A 16,703-nucleotide genomic window follows, 5' to 3' on the forward strand; every position below is an offset into this window, starting at 1 on the left:
CTTATCCTTGCGCACGACACCATTGCGCCGGATCACTCGGGTGACCCTGCTGACGAATTGCGAAATACAGCGCTGATGTGTCCTGGCCGCCACTGTTACCGACAGTGGAGATGGACTCACCGGCTTTAACCACATCACCGGCCGACTTGAGCAGCGTCTGGTTGTGACCGTAAAGACTCAGAAAACCGTTGCCGTGGTCGAGGATCACCAGCAACCCGGCGCCCCGAAGCCAATCGGCGAACACTACGCGCCCCCCGTGTACGGCATGCACCTGGCTGCCGGCAGAGGCGCTGATCATCACGCCGTCCCACTTGGTGCGGGCGTCGTCGCCACGGCTTTCGCCGAAGCGTGCCAATAGTCGACCATCAACCGGCCACGGAAGTTTTCCCCGGGTTGCAGCAAAAGGGCCACCGAAGGTCTCGCCGCTGCTGGACACCAGCGCGCCGGGAGTAGATTTGACTGGTTTCCGTGGGGCGTCGCTGTTTTCAGCCTGCGCCTCACGCAAGCGCTTTTTTTCCGCTTCCTGCTGGGCGATCAGCGCTTTCTGCCGCGCTTCTTCTGCCTCACGGGCCTGGCGGGCCAGGGTTTCTTCAATGGTTTTAAGGACTTTAGACAGGTCTGCCTGATCCTGCTCGCGGGCGGCGAGTTTCTGATCGCGGGCTTTCACGTCATCGTTGAGCTTGGCGAGGACTTGCTGGCGTTCCTTGCGAACATTTTCCAGTTCGTCGCGCTGGGTGTCGAGGCTGCTTTTCTGCACCAGCAATTGTGCTTGCTGGGCGGCAATGTCTTTTTCGACATTGGCCAGCTGGCGCAGGGTTTCGTTGAAGTTCTTCAACTGCTCCAGGCGGGCCTGGCTCAGGTAATCGTAATAGGTGAGGGTGCGGGCGAATTTCTCGGGATTCTGCTGGTTGAGCAGCAGCTTGAGGTATTCCTGCCGGCCGTTCTGATAGGCCGCACGGGCTTGAATGGCGATCAGTCGCTGCTGTTCAGTGCGCGCGCTCTGGAGTTTTTTTTCTCTGCATCGAGTCGCTGTAGCTCGGATTCGCTTTTCTGCAGTTCTTTCTGCAGCGCGTCGACCTGCTTCTGCAGCTTGCCCAGCTCGGTTTCAGTGCCCTTGAGTTCTTTCTGTACGCCGGATTTTTCTTCCTGGACTTTGCTCAGCAGCTTTTTCAGCTCGGCAATGTCCTGACGCGTGGCGTCCAACTGCTGTTGGGTTTGCGCGCGCTCGTCAGCGAAGGCCGGTTGGAGCAGGCAGGTCAGAGCGAGGGCGATCAGGACGCGGAGCATAGAGGCGGGCGGCACCAGGGTAATGGACGGCCTAGTATGCCCGCCCGAGGCTGCAAAAAAAACGCCCAATTGGGGCTGTGTGATAACTGGCCTGAAAAACACCACAAACCAATGTAGGAGTGAGCCTGCTCGCGATGGCGTACTTACATTCAACAGAGTAGTCGACTGTCAGATGGCTATCGCGAGCAGGCTCACTCCTACAGGGTTTTGCGGTGTTTTCTGGACCGGGTCAGACCAGAATCGAGGTGCCGGTCATTTCCGCCGGTTTTTCCAGACCCAGCAGTTTCAGCATGGTCGGCGCCACGTCCGCCAGCACGCCGCCTTCACGGACTTTCAGGTCACGCTTGCCGACATAAATGAACGGCACCGGCTCGGTGGTGTGCGCGGTGTGCGCCTGGCCGGTGGATTCATCGGCCATCTGCTCGACGTTGCCGTGGTCTGCGGTGATCAGCGCTTCGCCACCGACTTTTTCCAGGGCGTCGACAATGCGACCGACGCAGGTGTCGAGGCATTCAACAGCCTTCACTGCCGCGTCGAACACGCCGCTGTGGCCAACCATGTCGCCGTTGGCGTAGTTGACCACGATCACGTCGTAACGCTGGTTTTCGATGGCGTCGACGATGCGGTCGGTCACCTCAGGTGCGCTCATTTCCGGCTGCAAGTCGTAAGTAGCGACTTTCGGCGACGGGATCAGGATGCGCTCTTCACCCGGGAACGGTTCTTCACGACCGCCGGAGAAGAAGAAGGTCACGTGCGCGTATTTCTCGGTTTCTGCGATGCGCAGCTGGGTTTTGCCGTTTTTCGCCAGATAGTCGCCCAGCACGTTTTCCAGGCTGCCCGGGGCGAATGCCGACGGTGCCGGAATGCTTGCCGCGTATTGGGTCAGCATGACAAAACCGGCCAGTTTCGGCTGGCGTGCGCGTTCGAAATCCTTGAAGTCGTCTTCGACGAACACGCGAGTCAGCTCGCGGGCACGGTCGGCGCGGAAGTTCATGAACACCACGGCGTCGCCGTCTTCAACCTTCACCGGCTCGCCGATGGACGTGGCTTTGACGAATTCGTCGCTCTCGCCGCGCGCATAAGCGGCCTCGAGACCTTCCTGCGCAGTGGCCGCGTTGAACTCGCTGTTGCCGTCGACGATCAGGTTGTACGCCTGAGCGACACGATCCCAACGGTTATCACGGTCCATGGCGAAGTAGCGACCAATAATGCTGGCGATGCGGCCCTTGCCGAGTGCCTGAAAGGTCGCATCGAGCAGTTCGATCGACGAGGCGGCGCTTTTCGGCGGTGTGTCGCGGCCATCGAGGAAGGCGTGCAGGTAGATTTTTTCGGCGCCGCGCTTGAAGGCCAGTTCGGCCATGGCGATCAGGTGATCCTGGTGGCTGTGCACGCCGCCATCGGAGAGCAGACCCATGAAATGCACGGCCTTGCCGGCGGCCACGGCTTTATCCACCGCGGCGCAGATGGTCGGGTTTTCGAAGAATTCGCCGTCGCGGATCGACTTGGTCACGCGCGTGAAGTCCTGATACACCACGCGGCCGGCGCCGAGGTTCATGTGACCGACTTCAGAGTTGCCCATCTGGCCGTCCGGCAGGCCGACGTCCATGCCGCTGCCCGAGATCAAGCCATTCGGCACGCTGGCCCAGAGGCGATCGAGAACAGGCTTCTTCGCCGCGAAAACGGCGTTGGATTCGGGGCTGTCGCTGTGACCGAAGCCGTCGAGAATCATCAGGACCAAAGGTTTAGGCGTAGTCGTCATGGAATCCACTCGTGGCTAATAAAGAAGAGGGCGATGGAAAAGGGAGTTGGAGTTTAAAGCTAAGTTCCGACCGCGTCACCGCCGGACGGGGTTTGGCCGACCATAGTGGCTGTGTATACTGGCCGACATTTTAACGCCCTGGAACCTCCTTCGATGGTTGCTCACCTGATTGAATTTGCCACTAACCACTACATTCTTGTCGGTATCTTCGTCGTACTGCTGGCTCTGCTGCTGGCGCACACGATGCAGGGCGGCGGTAAAAGCCTGAGCACCGGCGAGCTGACCGCGCTGGTCAACAAAGATGCAGGCGTGGTGGTGGACATCCGTCCGGCCAAGGATTTCGCTGCCGGCCATATCGTTGGCGCGGTGAACATTCCCCAGGACAAACTGGCTGCGCGCGTTGCCGAGCTGGAAAAGCACAAGGCCAAGACCATCATTCTGGTCGACGCCCTGGGCCAGACCGCCGGCACCCACGCCCGCGAACTGATGAAATCCGGCTTCACTGCCGCCAAGCTGTCCGGCGGGATTTCCAGCTGGAAAGGCGACAACCTGCCGCTGGTGAAGTGATATGAGCGAAGTCATCGTCTACTCCAGCGATTACTGCCCTTATTGCTCGCGAGCCAAGTACCTGCTCGAGAACAAAGGCGTGGCCTTCAAAGAGATCAAGGTCGATGGCAAGCCGCAGGTGCGCGCCGAAATGACCCAGAAAGCCGGACGCACGTCCGTGCCGCAGATCTGGATCGGCAGCCAGCACATCGGCGGTTGTGATGATTTGTATGCCCTGGAGCGCGCCGGCAAGCTCGACGCGCTGCTCAAGGCCTGAACGGCTGCACCCACGTACAGCACTCCCTAAAAGACCCAAGATCGATAAGGATCTGAGATGACTGACCAACAGAACACTGCAGCCAGCGAAGAAGAAACCGCACCGCAATTCTCCTTGCAGCGCATCTACGTACGCGACCTGTCCTTTGAAGCCCCGAAAAGCCCGGCGATCTTCCGCCAGCAGTGGGATCCGGCTGTCGCGCTGGATCTGAACACTCGTCAGAAAGCGCTGGAAGGCGATTTCTACGAAGTTGTGCTGACCCTGTCGGTTACCGTGAAAAACGGTGAAGAAGTGGCCTTCATTGCTGAAGTGCAACAGGCCGGTATCTTCCTGATCAAGAACCTGGACGCGGCTTCGATGAGCCACACCCTGGGTGCGTTCTGCCCGAACATTCTGTTCCCGTACGCGCGCGAAACCCTGGACAGCCTGGTGACCCGTGGTTCGTTCCCGGCCCTGATGCTGGCCCCGGTGAACTTCGACGCCCTGTACGCGCAAGAGCTGCAGCGCATGCAGGAAAGCGGCGAGACGCCAACCGTTCAATAAGACGGTTTAGCAACACCCCATGTGGGAGCGAGCCTGCTCGCGATAGCGGTCTGTCAGACACATCAAAGTTGACTGACACTCCGTAATCGCGAGCAGGCTCGCTCCCACATTTGTTTTGCGGTGTTACTTGAAGTCGTTCTGGCGCCAGGCTTCGTACACAGCGACCGCCACGGTGTTGGACAGGTTCAGGCTGCGGCAGCCTTCGCGCATCGGCAGGCGCAGGCGCTGTTCCGGCGGCAGCGCGTCGAGCACTTCCGGCGGCAGGCCACGGCTTTCCGGGCCAAACAAAAACGCATCACCCGGGACGAACGCGGCATCATGAAACGGCCGCGAGCCTTTGGTGGTGAACGCGAACAGCCGTGGATTGCCCAGGCTCTCCAGGCAACTGGCCAGATCCGCATGACGTTGCAGCGTGGCATATTCGTGGTAGTCGAGACCGGCACGGCGCAAGCGCTTGTCGTCCATCTCGAAGCCCAACGGTTCGATCAAATGCAGGTGGCAGCCGCTGTTGGCGCACAGCCTGATAACGTTGCCGGTATTCGGCGGAATTTCTGGTTGAAAAAGGATGACGTGAAACATGCACGGCTCCGAAGGTAAAGATGAGCGGCATTCTACGCCGCCTGTGGACAACCGTTCGAAACTATTCCCGCGGGTGATCGGTTCGCTGGCGATTGTCGGCGTGATGATCGGTTTGATGATCGGTCGCCTGACCACGCCGGACCCAAGCGTGCTGCAGCAAGTTGAAGTGCGCGATGGCGGCCTGGTGGTGTGGTTCAACAACGAGCCGAAGCTGCACGGCGAAATCATCGATGGCACCGTGGCGCTGCTGTTTCAGGCCGAAGGCCCGGCGCAGAACGGCCAGTTCAAACTCAGTGGCAAGGACGTGAACTGGCGCACGCGCAAGAGTGACGGCGGCTTGCTGTTGACGGTGCTGGCGGCGCGGCCGCTGCTGGGCGAGTGGGTCGGCAGCGAAGTCGATGATCGCTGGCGCCTGGAAGTCCGCTTGCAAGAACGCTAGCAGCGTCATTTTTTACAGATGTTCGCTCCGACGCTCTTGGGTGTCGTTTCCCACTGAGACTGTCTACTTTTCCGATCTCCATTCAACACCAGCGCACGCTATCGTTCGCACTTTCAAACGGCAGGATGCCGACCCCCTTCGTCTCTTGCCTGGATGCCAGGGACGTCTTTTCAAGGATGAAAATATGCCATTAAAACCACCTCGCGGTGGCAGCACTCGCGCGGATACGGATGTTCACACGCAGCCGAATCGAAGTGCGGACAAGGATTTTTCACAGGCTGACACGCTCGGCCGCGATGGCACGACCCCTTGGGCTCGCGTCGATGATCCGAAGCTGCGGAACAGCTCACCTGGCGATGATGCCGGCCGCGATACCAGCATGCCGGTGCCGATGGTCGAGATTCGTCCGGCGCCGCTCCCTGCTGAAACCCCTCCGGTCATGTACAAGTCGCTGGAGAATTACGGGATAAAGTCAGTGGCCGTGCTGCCGGACGCCGACAGCGACGGCTTCAGGGTGTACAAAAATCGCCAGTATGTGAATGTGCCTGACGGCGGCATCGTGTTGGTCGGGGTAGACCCGGACACGGGATTTCATCGCGCTCGACTGGCAAGCGAGTTACTGCCGTCCGGACCATTGCTGTTGCGTGACATCGAGAGCGGCATCTGGCATCCGCACAACGACTTTAACGCACACACCACTCCTCTGGCCGACGCAAGCTTGCAGGTCTTTCGTACCGGGCTTGATCTGCGCGGCGTAGCCCCCGGCAGCGACGGCCTGATACATCACGATGGCAAACTCTACGTAGCCATCGACGAACAGGTGTATCAGGTGATGCAGGATCTTGATGCATCCCGTCCCGAATACAGGGTGTGGCGTCTGGTCAATCCCAAGGATCCTGTTGCCACGGACAGCGCCAATATTTACCGCGCCAGTCGCAGCGGTGAAACCCGAGCCATCGTTCGAAACGAGCAGGGTACTTGGGTATCCATCCTCACTGGATTGAGGGGGGGCATGCAGCGAAATCCCGCCCCCGCCAACCCGCTCAACTTTCATCGACCCTGGCTCGACAGCCCCGGCCCCTCGGCAATCCTGCCACCGGCGGTTGCAACCACGCGGGCACAGGTCAAACGCTACTTTGCCGATGCAACCGATCAACATGCCGATGACTTCATTGCGCGTTTCGGTGAATCGACGGCGGCAGAGGTGGAGCTCAAGCGAATGCAGCTCGAGTTCCCGCTATTGGACCGTGAGATAACTGCGTGGGAGAGTGCTTATAAGGGTAACGACAGCGCCGAGCGCACTCGACGACTGGATATCGGTGCTCGCATGCGTCGGCTGTATAAATGGCAGGGGGAAGCTTCGGAAAAGGTCTACCGAGACGGACGGCTGGTCGGTTTCAGGCTGGATTTGCACTTGGGGCACCGCGGAAACCTGACGCTTCCCGTTTTCGTCACGCGACTTGGCTCTGTGGTTGCTCTTCGGCTAGAGGGGACCACATCGAACAACCTGGGAAATCTGTTTTCGAGGTTTTCGCACATTGAAACCCTCGAAGTACACGGACTCAGCGGTAAGAACAATGGGCTGCTTGCCGAGATCAACGTACTCGCAGCATTGCGAGTTCTGGAAATACGCGAAACCTCCCTCTGGCTGCCGTCGATCAGTCAGCAACATTTCACCGGTTTGAGCCGTTTGCAGGAATTGAGCCTTTCCAATTGCAGTATCTGGCCCAGGCTCTCAGTGATGGGGATGAACGAGTTGCGGGTACTGCGCCTGCGCTCCTGTGATCTGGAACTGTTTCCCTCCGGACTGACCTTCTTGCCCGTCGCGTCGCGTTTACGGGTGCTGGATCTGTATCACAATCCGAAGTTGCGGGATGCACCCAACGTCACCTTGATGTCCGAATTGCGCGAATTGAATTTGTCGCATACCAGTATACGTCAGCCGCCCGTCGGGCTTGGTCTTCCCAACGGTCCGACGCGGCTTGAGGTACTGAACCTGTCGCACAACCCGCTTGTCGTGGCGCCGACGCTCAGAGGAATGCCCGCATTGGTGGAGGTGGATCTCAGCCGGACGTTCATCCAGCATTTCCCGGAAGGCGTCACCTTCGAGGTGCCGAAAACACGGCTGGATCTTTCCTTGACCTCGATCCTGTCGATCCCCGAGACCGTTGAACTGAGGACGGGTATTGAGCTGGATGGCGCGCGGATATCCGATCCGACCTCCCTGCGACGACTGATTGCTGCGCGTCGACAGACAGACCGCGATGTTTGGCTTGATAGAGGACATCCAGGTGTGGGGATCAATCACTGGTTGCACAATGTTCCTGCGGCGCAACACTTTACAAAAATTGCCCTGTGGAACTCACTTGCCGATCAAGAGAATTCGACAATGATGAGACGCTTCGCTGAGCTGGTGCGCACACCGGAGTTTGTGGTCGAACGTCCGCTTTTACAGCGTCGCGTCTGGTCGTTTCTCGCGCATTTCAAAAAGACCAGTCTCGGCGAGCAGGAAGTTTTGCGGGACATGGCGGTCACCGAGCCCAGCCCAGGAAAGATGCTGGACAGGCTGGAAGAGGAAATAAAGAAGTTTGACCCGACGTGGCAGCATCAGCCGCTCCATCAGTTGCCAAAACACCCAAAACTTGGATGACGCTGAAGTGACGGCCTGAATGAAAGCGGAAATCCGAGAACTGCGTTTATGCGGGAGCTCGACAGAACGCTTGAACGGGATCAGCGGTCAGCAGTTTTGAAAAGAAGCTGGCCAGGACCACTAACCGGCAGGATGCCGAAACCATCGTCCCTTGCGTGAATGCCAAGGGCGAGTTCTTCAAGGATGAAAAACATGCCAGTAAAACCACCTCGCAGTGGCAATACCCACGTGAATGTTCCCGGTAGCCCGAGCCGCCCCGGTGATGTGGATACTTCGCTCCCCGATCCATCGATCCGCAGAAGCGTCGACTCAGGTCTTGCGCTCGATGACCTGCAGCTGCGAACCGGGCCATCCCGCGATACACACGCTGATGTCGTCCGCCCGGAGCCGGCCGTGCTGGTTCAAATGACTGCCGTTGACCTCCCATATCCGGTAGCCGCGCCGCTACTGGAGAATTACTTGATCGGCGCCGGGATAACGCTTCCAGATGCCGACAGCCGTGGCCTCAGGGCGTTTAACAAGCGTTATTACGTCGATCTGTCAGAGGGCGGCACTGTTCTGGTCGCAATGGATCCGGTCGATGCAACGTATCGAGCACGGTTGCCCAATGAGCGGCATCCTTCCGGCCCCGAGTTGGTGCGCGACATTGACAGCGGTTTCTGGCATCCACGGGAGGGCGTTGACTTGACCCTTCGAGCGCAGGTGAAAAAAAACCTTCCGGAACTGTCCGATCGACAAGCGGATGACGTTGTATCCCGGTTTGGTGACAAGGAGACGTTAGAGACTGAACTCAAACGCATTCAACTGGGTTTGCCGCAGTTGGAGCGTGAGCTCAGCACCTGGACGAATGCCCTCAAGGACTCTCCCGGCGCCGATTACGCGAGTCGACTGTCACTGAGTGCCAAGCTGATTCAACTGTACAAGTGGCAAGGCAGCAAGCTCGACCCTTGGGGGCGAATCTATCGCGGCGGGCGAATGGCGGGTTTCAGGATGGATATCGATCTAAGCGAATGGCCGATGCAAAGGGCCCCACTTTTTTCTACACCCATCAATTCCGTTGTTTCTCTTACTCTGAGAGGTTCTTCGTCACAAACACCGCAGGATTTCTTCGCCGGTTTTCCCAGCCTTGAAACACTGAGGACGTCAGGCCAAATGATGTATGGACTGCCCGACGGAGTCGGACGGCTCACGGAGTTGCGCGTGGCGGACTTGAGTAACCCTCTGCTCCACCTTTCGCGAGCCGATATTGAACAATTGAAACAGCTGTCACGTTTGCGCGAGCTGAACCTGGAAGGCCATCCCCTCGGGCATGGTTTTTCGATACGCGATATGACTGAGTTGCGGGTGTTGAAACTGGGTAATACCAGTCTTGTCGGCTTGCCTGCCGGACTGAACGAGTTGGCCGGATGGTCGCGGTTACAGGTATTGGATCTTCAACGAAATCCTTTTTTAGGGCGTGCGCCTGACGTTACCGGGATGTCCGAGTTGCGGGTTTTGAATCTGACGCAGACCGGTATCAGCCAGCTCCCTGACGGGCTGGGCGCCGAGAATGGCCCCAAAGGGTTGGAAGTATTGAAACTCGGCGAAAATTTGCTGTTTGATGCGCCTTCGCTCGAAGGAATGAGCAAATTGCGGGAACTAGATCTTTCCAGCACAGATATCGACAAGTTTCCCGAAGGCATCACGTCTGAAATTCCCGGGACAGTATTGAATCTCGCGAACAATCGAATCAGATCGATTCCCGAATCAGTGGAACTTCGAGCAGGCTTCAACTTGACCGGAAATCCTATTACAGACCCAGCGTCCCTGCGGCGATTGATATTTGCGCGTCGACAAACGGGCACCGATATCTGGTTGGGAGTAGAGAGCGTCGATACGTCGGCGGATCTCTGGCTACGATATGTGCCACACGCGCAAACTCCAGAGAAACTGGCGCTTTGGGACAGGTTGAACAGCTTTTCTGAAAGCAGTTTGTTCTCGCGGATTCGAAATCTGAGCCGTACGCCTGAATTCTTCGTAGAACGTCAGCTATTAGAGCGCCGGGTCTGGGCGTTTCTCGAAAGTTTCGAAAAGGCAGGCGCTGTTGAACGGTCTCGCCTCAGGGACGTAGCCAGGAAGGAAACGAGTCCAGGAAAGATGCTGGAAAGGCTGGAGGAGGAAATAAAGGCACTTGATCCCGGGCGACAGAATCAGCCCTTGCATCATCTACCCAAGCGTCCGAGGCTCGACTGATCCCGGGACTGCGGTGTAAAAGCGGGAATCCCTGACCTGCCTGTATCAGGGTTCCCAAAACGGGCGGACTTCGCTATGCGCGTCGGTCCGGTGTAAAGAGGGAACCCCCGGCCTGCCTGTACCAAGGATCCCAAAAGGGTGGACGCATCGCGTTGCGGTGTGCGCCCGGTGTAAAGAGGGGAATCCCCGGCCTGCCTGTACCAAGGTCCCCGAAACGGGTGGTGAATCGAATCACCTGTGAGAGGTATTGCAGGGGGCGTGCCAGGTTTTAAAATGTTGAAACAAAAAAGCTGATCAGAAACGCGAAAGCCCCGGAATTCGGGGCTTTCGTGTTTTTGAATAAAGGGTTCTTCAGTGTTTTCAGGAGTGGTTGTGGCGATACGGCTGTGCGCGATCACGGGTCATTGTGCATTGATGCGGTGCACGGTGGCCCTCACCCTGAACCTCTCCCAGAGGGAGAGGGGACTGACCGGGTCGCCCGGTCAAGTTACGCCGACCTGAGATACCGAGCCGAACTCAGGTTTCGAAACCACCCGAGATCGGCTCCCTTTCCCCTCTCCCCCTTGGGGGCGGTCCGACGTTTCGGGAGGGCTGGAGTGAGGGGGATCGATCCTGAGTACACGACAATCCTTAAGCGTTAACCCTCATCTCCCTCATCATCATCCCCACCATCAACCTTCATACCCAATTCCTTGATCTTGCGCGTCAGGGTATTGCGCCCCCAACCCAGCAACACCGCGGCATCACGCCGACGTCCGGCGGTATGCTTCAACGCCGTCTCGATCATGATCCGCTCAAACGCCGGCACCGCACTGTCGAGCAGGCTCGACTGACCGCGCGCCAATGCCTGATCCGCCCACTGACGTAGCGCCTGTTCCCAGTTGGTTACTGGTGCGGAGTCCTGTGGCAGGCTCAACAGTTCCGGCGGCAAGTCGCTGATATGTACCTCGCGCCCGGACGCCATCACGGTGATCCAGCGGCACGTATTCTCCAGTTGACGCACGTTGCCCGGCCACGGCAGATTTTTCAGGTATTCCTCGGTTTCGCTTTTCAGCAGTTTCGGCTCGACCGCCAGTTCCTGCGCGGCGCGGCTAAGGAAGTGCTTGGCCAGGGTCGGAATGTCTTCGCGACGATCCGACAGGCGCGGGATGTGGATGCGGATCACGTTGAGGCGGTGGAACAAGTCCTCACGGAATTTGCCGGCGTGCACCAGGGTTTCCAGATTCTGGTGCGTCGCCGCAATGATGCGCACGTCGACCTTGACCGGTACATGGCCGCCAACACGATAGAACTCGCCGTCGGCCAATACGCGCAACAGTCGAGTCTGTGTGTCAGCCGGCATGTCGCCGATTTCATCGAGGAACAATGTGCCGCCATCAGCCTGTTCAAAACGGCCGCGACGCAGGTTCGCCGCGCCGGTGAACGCGCCTTTCTCATGGCCGAACAGCTCGGATTCCATCAGATCCTTGGGGATCGCCGCCATGTTCAGTGCAATGAACGGCGAGGCCGCGCGTGGGCTGTGGCGGTGCAGAGCGTGGGCGACCAGTTCTTTACCGGTGCCGGATTCACCGTTGATCAGCACGGTGATGTTGGAGTGGCTCAAGCGCCCGATGGCGCGAAACACTTCCTGCATCGCCGGCGCTTCGCCGATGATTTCCGGGGTGCGGGTCAACGCCGGCACGACTTCCAGGCCTTGCTGTTCTTGGGCGTGCTGATTGGCACGCTTGACCAGCGACACCGCCTCATCGACGTCGAACGGCTTCGGCAGGTACTCGAACGCGCCGCCCTGATAGGAGGCGACAGCGCTGTCCAGATCGGAATGAGCGGTCATGATGATGACCGGCAACCTTGGGTGTTGCTCGCGGATTCGCGCCAACAGATCCAGACCACTGGCACCCGGCATGCGAATGTCGGAAATGATCACGTCAGGCTGCTGACGGGCCAGACGACTCATCACACCGTCGGCACTGTCGAAGCTCTGGGTGGTCATGCCTTCCTGCTGCAAGGCCTTTTCCAGAACCCAACGGATAGAACGGTCGTCATCGACGATCCATACGGTTTCACTACGGCTCATGTCGATGTGGCTCCTTGTTCCAGTGGCAGAAAGATCGAGAACGTGGTGTGGCCTGGGTGGCTGTCACACTCGATCAGGCCCTGGTGCTGGCTGATGATGTTCTGGGTAATGGCCAGACCGAGCCCGGTACCGTCCGGGCGTCCGCTGACCATGGGAAAGAAAATGGTTTCCTGAAGTTCCGCCGGGATCCCGGGGCCGTTGTCGATGATCTCGATCTTGGTCACCAGGCGATGGCGGATGTGGCCGATGGTGAACTGGCGCATGGCGCGGGTGCGCAGGCTGATGCGGCCCAGACGCAGCTCGTTCTGGCTGCTGATCGCCTGCATCGCGTTGCGCACGATGTTCAACACCGCCTGAATCATTTGCTCGCGGTCGATCAATACGTCGGGAATGCTTGGGTCGTAATCGCGCACCAAGGTGATGCAGCCCTGACTTTCCGCTTCGACCAGTTGGCAGACGCGCTCGAGCACTTCGTGGACGTTGCACATCGCCAGCGACGGCAGCTTGTTCGAGCCGAGCATGCGGTCGACCAGATTGCGCAGGCGGTCGGCTTCTTCAATGATCACGTTGGTGTAATCGCGCAGGCTGTCTTCCGGCAGCTCGCGGGCCAGCAATTGTGCTGCGCCGCGGATGCCGCCGAGCGGATTCTTGATCTCGTGGGCGAGACCGCGCACCAGCATCTTGCTGGTTTCCTGTTTGGACAGCTGCGCTTCTTCCTTGGTGATCCGCAGCAAGCGGTCACGCGGATGGACTTCCAGCAGAAGCATGGTCGCGCCATTGCTGAGGATTGGCGTCACTGCGTAATCCACGGTCAAGGTCTGGCCGGTGAGGGCAGTGAGCATCGCTTCGCGTTTAGTGAACGGATGCGCCTGTTCCACCGCCTGGCGCAGGGAATTGAGCGCCTCGGTGGATTCGGTGAACAACTCGCTGATGAATTGCCCATGGCTGCGCTGCCCGCTGATGGCGAGCAGCATCTCCGCCGCCGGGTTCATGTACTCGAGGCGCAATTCGGCGTCGAGCAGGATGGTGGCGGTGGTCAGGTTGTCGAGCAGCAAACGGTGGATTGCGTCGCTAATGGTCATCGGAGCCTCTTTTGGGGGCGGAGCGTGCGCAACAAGCAAGCGTCGGTGAACGGAAAATGCAAAAACCAAACCAAGGCTCTGAAAAGAAGCGTCAAACGCCTGAAACAGGCGTTTGACGCTCGTTTGAGTGGCAGGGTGCCAGCTCGAACGGGAAGTTTCGAACCAAAATGGGTTGGATTGTGGGTACGGTGCAATCTATTGCACCAATATAGTGCGCAAAGCTGAGCGGCGTTAGAAGAAACGCAGGAAGGGGTTTTTCGGCTCAGGCGGTTTGTCTTTCAGTGGGCATTCCGGGCGCACGCCGTAGTCTTCGGCGACGCAGGGTTTGATCTGGCGTTTTTGCGCGAGAGAAATGCGCTGCATGTGGAAAGGCTGGTTGGCGGTGCGTTCGACCGTTCGCCCCTGTGCATCGAGGATTTCCACTGAAAGGTTATGGCTGCCACGATCAATGTTGTTCAGCGGGAACACCGGACTCAGACCTGGTTCGCCGGTGGCCTGTCCATCCAGCAACAGCCGGTAGCGATGGCCTTTTTGCAGGCCCGGCTCGCTGGTGACGCTGACGATGATTTCGCCGGCACTGCTGCGAATCGTGGCATCGGGCTCGGGCACCAGAATGCGCAGCATGTCGTAGTGGAAGGGCGGCTGTTCCGGGGATTTTTTCGCCGTGGAAATCGGCGCAGCGGCGCTGGGATTGGCCGACATGCGATTGCTGGTCGCGATGGGCACCCGTTTGGCGTTGCTGCGGGGCTGGTCGGTGTAGACACGATTGCCCTGAGCATCGGTATAGGTGAAGACCTCTGCTGAGGCCAGCAGCGTCATCAGCGCCAACACGACGAACAAACATGCGCGGATCATGGCTTGTGCACCCGCTGCACGCTGAGAGGTACTGGTGGGCTCTGCTGGATGATCGTCTGTCCGTCGATCACCTGCACCGCGAGGCGATGTTCGCCGCGATCGACGTTCACCAGTTGCAGGATCGGCACGTTGCTCGGCTGACCGTAAGGCTCATCGTCCAATACCAGCCTCAACTGATGCGGCGGCTGTAGGCGCGGCTTGATCAGCACTTGGACGGTGAACGTGCCGTTATTGGCGCGCACGGCCTCTTCGGTGGGCAGGCCTGCGAGTTCAAGAATGTCGTAGGCGTTGCGCACAGGTTCACGGTTGTCGGTTTCGGGCGCGGGTGATGCGCCGGGTGCCTGCGGCTCGACACGATTGAGCGGCGGCAACTCCACGGGCTGCGCCTGCACACCGTCCGGCGAGTGATCGCTATACACCGTGTTGCCGTTGGCGTCGGTGTACTTGTAGATCTGCGCAGTGGCGGGCAGGACGATCAGCAGCAGTATGTAGAAAAAGGTGCGACCCATGAAATCGACCGGGATTGAAAGCGATGGGGTGCAGCATAGGACAGGGTGGGCGAGAGGCCCAAGCTGTTAACAATTGGAATTGAAAAGCAAAGTCAAAAGATCGCAATAAAAAAGGCCTCCCGAAGGAGGCCTCTTTCACTCACGCCACGTAACGCGGCGCTACCGGATCAGCAGCTGTAGTACAGCTCATATTCCAGTGGGTGTACGAAGGTGCGAACCTTGATTTCTTCTTCCGATTTCAGCGCGATGTAAGCGTCGATGAAGTCGTCGGAGAACACGCCGCCCTTGGTCAGGAACGCGCGGCCCTTGTCCAGCTCTTCCAGGGCTTCTTTCAGGCTGCCGCAAACTTGTGGGATCTCTTTCGCTTCTTCAGGCGGCAGGTCGTACAGGTTTTTGTCGGCAGCGTCGCCTGGGTGGATCTTGTTCTGGATACCGTCCAGACCGGCCATCAGCAGTGCAGCGAAGGCCAGGTACGGGTTGGCAGCCGGATCCGGGAAGCGTGCTTCGATACGGCGGGCTTTCGGGCTCGACACGTAAGGAATACGGATCGAAGCGGAACGGTTGCGAGCCGAGTAGGCCAGCATTACCGGAGCTTCGAAGCCTGGCACCAGACGCTTGTAGGAGTTGGTCGCCGGGTTGGTGAAGCCGTTCAGGGCCTTACCGTGTTTGATGATGCCGCCGATGAAGTACAGAGCGGTATCGGACAGGCCGGCATAACCTTCACCTGCGAAGGTGTTCTTGCCGTCTTTCCAGATCGACATGTGTACGTGCATGCCCGAACCGTTGTCGCCGTACAGTGGCTTCGGCATGAAGGTCGCGGTACGGCCGTAAGCGTCAGCAACGTTGTGCACAACGTACTTCAGGGTTTGGGTTTCGTCGGCTTTCTTCACCAGGGTGTTGAACTTGACGCCGATTTCGTTCTGGCCGGCAGTCGCCACTTCGTGGTGGTGAACTTCAACGGTCAGGCCCATTTCTTCCAGTGCGTTGCACATGGAGGTACGGATTTCGTGGTCGTGGTCGAACGGTGGCACCGGGAAGTAGCCGCCTTTGACGCCTGGACGGTGACCTTTGTTGCCGCCTTCGATGTCCTGGTCGGACATCCACGAACCTTGCTCGGAGTAGATCTTGAACATCGAGCCGGAGATGTCCGACTTGAATTTCACCGAGTCAAAGATGAAGAACTCAGGCTCTGGACCAGCGAACACGGTGTCACCGATACCGGTGGCTTTCAGGTGTTCTTCGGCGCGCTTGGCGATCGCACGTGGGTCGCGGTCGTAGCCTTGCATGCTCGAAGGTTCGATGATGTCGCACACCAGGATCAGGGTGGCGTCTTCGGTGAACGGGTCGAGAACGGCAGTTTCGTCAACCGGCATCAGGATCATGTCGGAGGCTTCGATGCCTTTCCAGCCAGCAATGGAGGAACCGTCGAACATCTTGCCGACTTCGAAGAAGTCTTCATCCAGCGCATCGCGAGCCGGCATGGTCACGTGGTGCTGAGTGCCTTTGGTGTCCGTGAAGCGCAGATCAATCCACTTGACGTCATGATCTTTGATGAGTTGAACCGTCTTCGACATATGTCCTCCGGGTGGCTTCGGGCTTGGTAGTGGATGCCCTTGAATTTGGGTGATGCCGGCGCGAATACTCTGCCAAGGCAACCTGCCTCACAAGGGAGCAAATTGCATGCCAGTGCCCCAGCATGGGTTTTTTGCCCCAGATTCACGCTTATTGAGGTGCAAAGCGCCTGAATGCGGAAAATCTCGCCCTTTAATGTAGCGTCGTAAAACGAAAATGACCTGTTTTGGTGCGTGCAAAACCTTCTGCACATTAACTGGTTAAACCTTGAGCAATTTCCGCTATAATCCGCGCCCCCC

Annotated in this window: 13 protein-coding genes and 1 pseudogene; 6 read left to right on the top strand and 8 right to left on the bottom strand. The window is 58.5% G+C overall.

Annotation, left to right across the window (positions count from 1 at the left end):
- Position 1 precedes the first annotated feature (1 nt).
- Both AB4N44_RS19080 and gpmI read right to left on the bottom strand, forming a co-directional pair.
- A pseudogene (locus AB4N44_RS19080) lies at positions 2-1,287 on the bottom strand (murein hydrolase activator EnvC family protein).
- Between the two features lie 229 nt (positions 1,288-1,516).
- Positions 1,517-3,046 (bottom strand): 2,3-bisphosphoglycerate-independent phosphoglycerate mutase, encoded by a 1,530-nt coding sequence (gene gpmI, locus AB4N44_RS19085; protein WP_127925495.1) that lies wholly within the window; start codon positions 3,044-3,046, stop codon positions 1,517-1,519.
- A gap of 153 nt (positions 3,047-3,199) precedes the next feature.
- Between gpmI and AB4N44_RS19090 the strand changes: the two genes are divergently transcribed.
- The 3 genes from AB4N44_RS19090 to secB are packed head-to-tail and all read left to right on the top strand — an operon-like array spanning position 3,200 to position 4,412.
- Entirely contained in the window at positions 3,200-3,613 is a 414-nt protein-coding gene (locus AB4N44_RS19090; RefSeq protein ID WP_016986346.1) for a rhodanese-like domain-containing protein, read from the top strand.
- Position 3,614: 1 nt separating this feature from the next.
- Positions 3,615-3,869: a glutaredoxin 3 gene (gene grxC, locus AB4N44_RS19095; RefSeq protein WP_025110925.1), complete on the top strand. Its 255-nt coding sequence runs from the start codon at positions 3,615-3,617 to the stop codon at positions 3,867-3,869.
- 57 nt (positions 3,870-3,926) lie between these two features.
- On the top strand, positions 3,927-4,412 hold the full coding sequence (gene secB / locus AB4N44_RS19100; RefSeq protein WP_007909233.1) for a protein-export chaperone SecB: 486 nt from the start codon (positions 3,927-3,929) through the stop codon (positions 4,410-4,412).
- A 123-nt stretch (positions 4,413-4,535) separates the two neighbouring features.
- On the opposite strand, the gene AB4N44_RS19105 is transcribed toward secB, so the two are convergent.
- Positions 4,536-4,991, bottom strand: a complete 456-nt coding sequence (locus AB4N44_RS19105; RefSeq protein WP_127925496.1) for a tRNA (cytidine(34)-2'-O)-methyltransferase — start codon at positions 4,989-4,991, stop codon at positions 4,536-4,538.
- On the opposite strand from AB4N44_RS19105, the gene AB4N44_RS19110 reads away from it, so the two are divergent.
- The 3 genes from AB4N44_RS19110 to AB4N44_RS19120 all read left to right on the top strand — a co-directional run bounded on the left by AB4N44_RS19110 (position 4,990) and on the right by AB4N44_RS19120 (position 10,312).
- Positions 4,990-5,430, top strand: coding sequence for a hypothetical protein (locus tag AB4N44_RS19110; RefSeq protein ID WP_127925497.1), 441 nt, complete (start codon positions 4,990-4,992; stop codon positions 5,428-5,430). The genes AB4N44_RS19105 and AB4N44_RS19110 overlap by 2 nt on opposite strands.
- Positions 5,431-5,614: 184 nt before the next feature.
- Complete coding sequence (locus AB4N44_RS19115; RefSeq protein ID WP_460107981.1) at positions 5,615-8,080, top strand: leucine-rich repeat domain-containing protein; 2,466 nt, start codon at positions 5,615-5,617, stop codon at positions 8,078-8,080.
- A 192-nt stretch (positions 8,081-8,272) separates the two neighbouring features.
- Positions 8,273-10,312, top strand: coding sequence for a leucine-rich repeat domain-containing protein (locus AB4N44_RS19120; protein ID WP_460107978.1), 2,040 nt, complete (start codon positions 8,273-8,275; stop codon positions 10,310-10,312).
- A 637-nt stretch (positions 10,313-10,949) separates the two neighbouring features.
- Here AB4N44_RS19120 and ntrC read toward each other — a convergent pair.
- The 5 genes from ntrC to glnA form a co-directional block, all read right to left on the bottom strand.
- Positions 10,950-12,386, bottom strand: coding sequence for a nitrogen regulation protein NR(I) (ntrC, locus tag AB4N44_RS19125; protein WP_007961729.1), 1,437 nt, complete (start codon positions 12,384-12,386; stop codon positions 10,950-10,952).
- Entirely contained in the window at positions 12,383-13,468 is a 1,086-nt protein-coding gene (glnL, locus tag AB4N44_RS19130; protein ID WP_064117045.1) for a nitrogen regulation protein NR(II), read from the bottom strand. Before glnL ends, ntrC begins: the two co-directional genes overlap by 4 nt.
- 231 nt (positions 13,469-13,699) lie before the next feature.
- Complete coding sequence (locus AB4N44_RS19135) at positions 13,700-14,323, bottom strand: DUF4124 domain-containing protein (RefSeq protein WP_150750175.1); 624 nt, start codon at positions 14,321-14,323, stop codon at positions 13,700-13,702.
- Positions 14,320-14,832, bottom strand: coding sequence for a DUF4124 domain-containing protein (locus AB4N44_RS19140; protein ID WP_150750174.1), 513 nt, complete (start codon positions 14,830-14,832; stop codon positions 14,320-14,322). Before AB4N44_RS19140 ends, AB4N44_RS19135 begins: the two co-directional genes overlap by 4 nt.
- Before the next feature lie 167 nt (positions 14,833-14,999).
- A complete protein-coding gene (gene glnA, locus AB4N44_RS19145; protein ID WP_007909254.1) occupies positions 15,000-16,406 on the bottom strand; it encodes a type I glutamate--ammonia ligase in 1,407 nt (468 codons plus the stop codon).
- Between the last annotated feature and the right edge of the window lie 297 nt (positions 16,407-16,703).

The sequence above is a fragment of the Pseudomonas sp. S3_C06 genome (genome assembly GCF_054667675.1).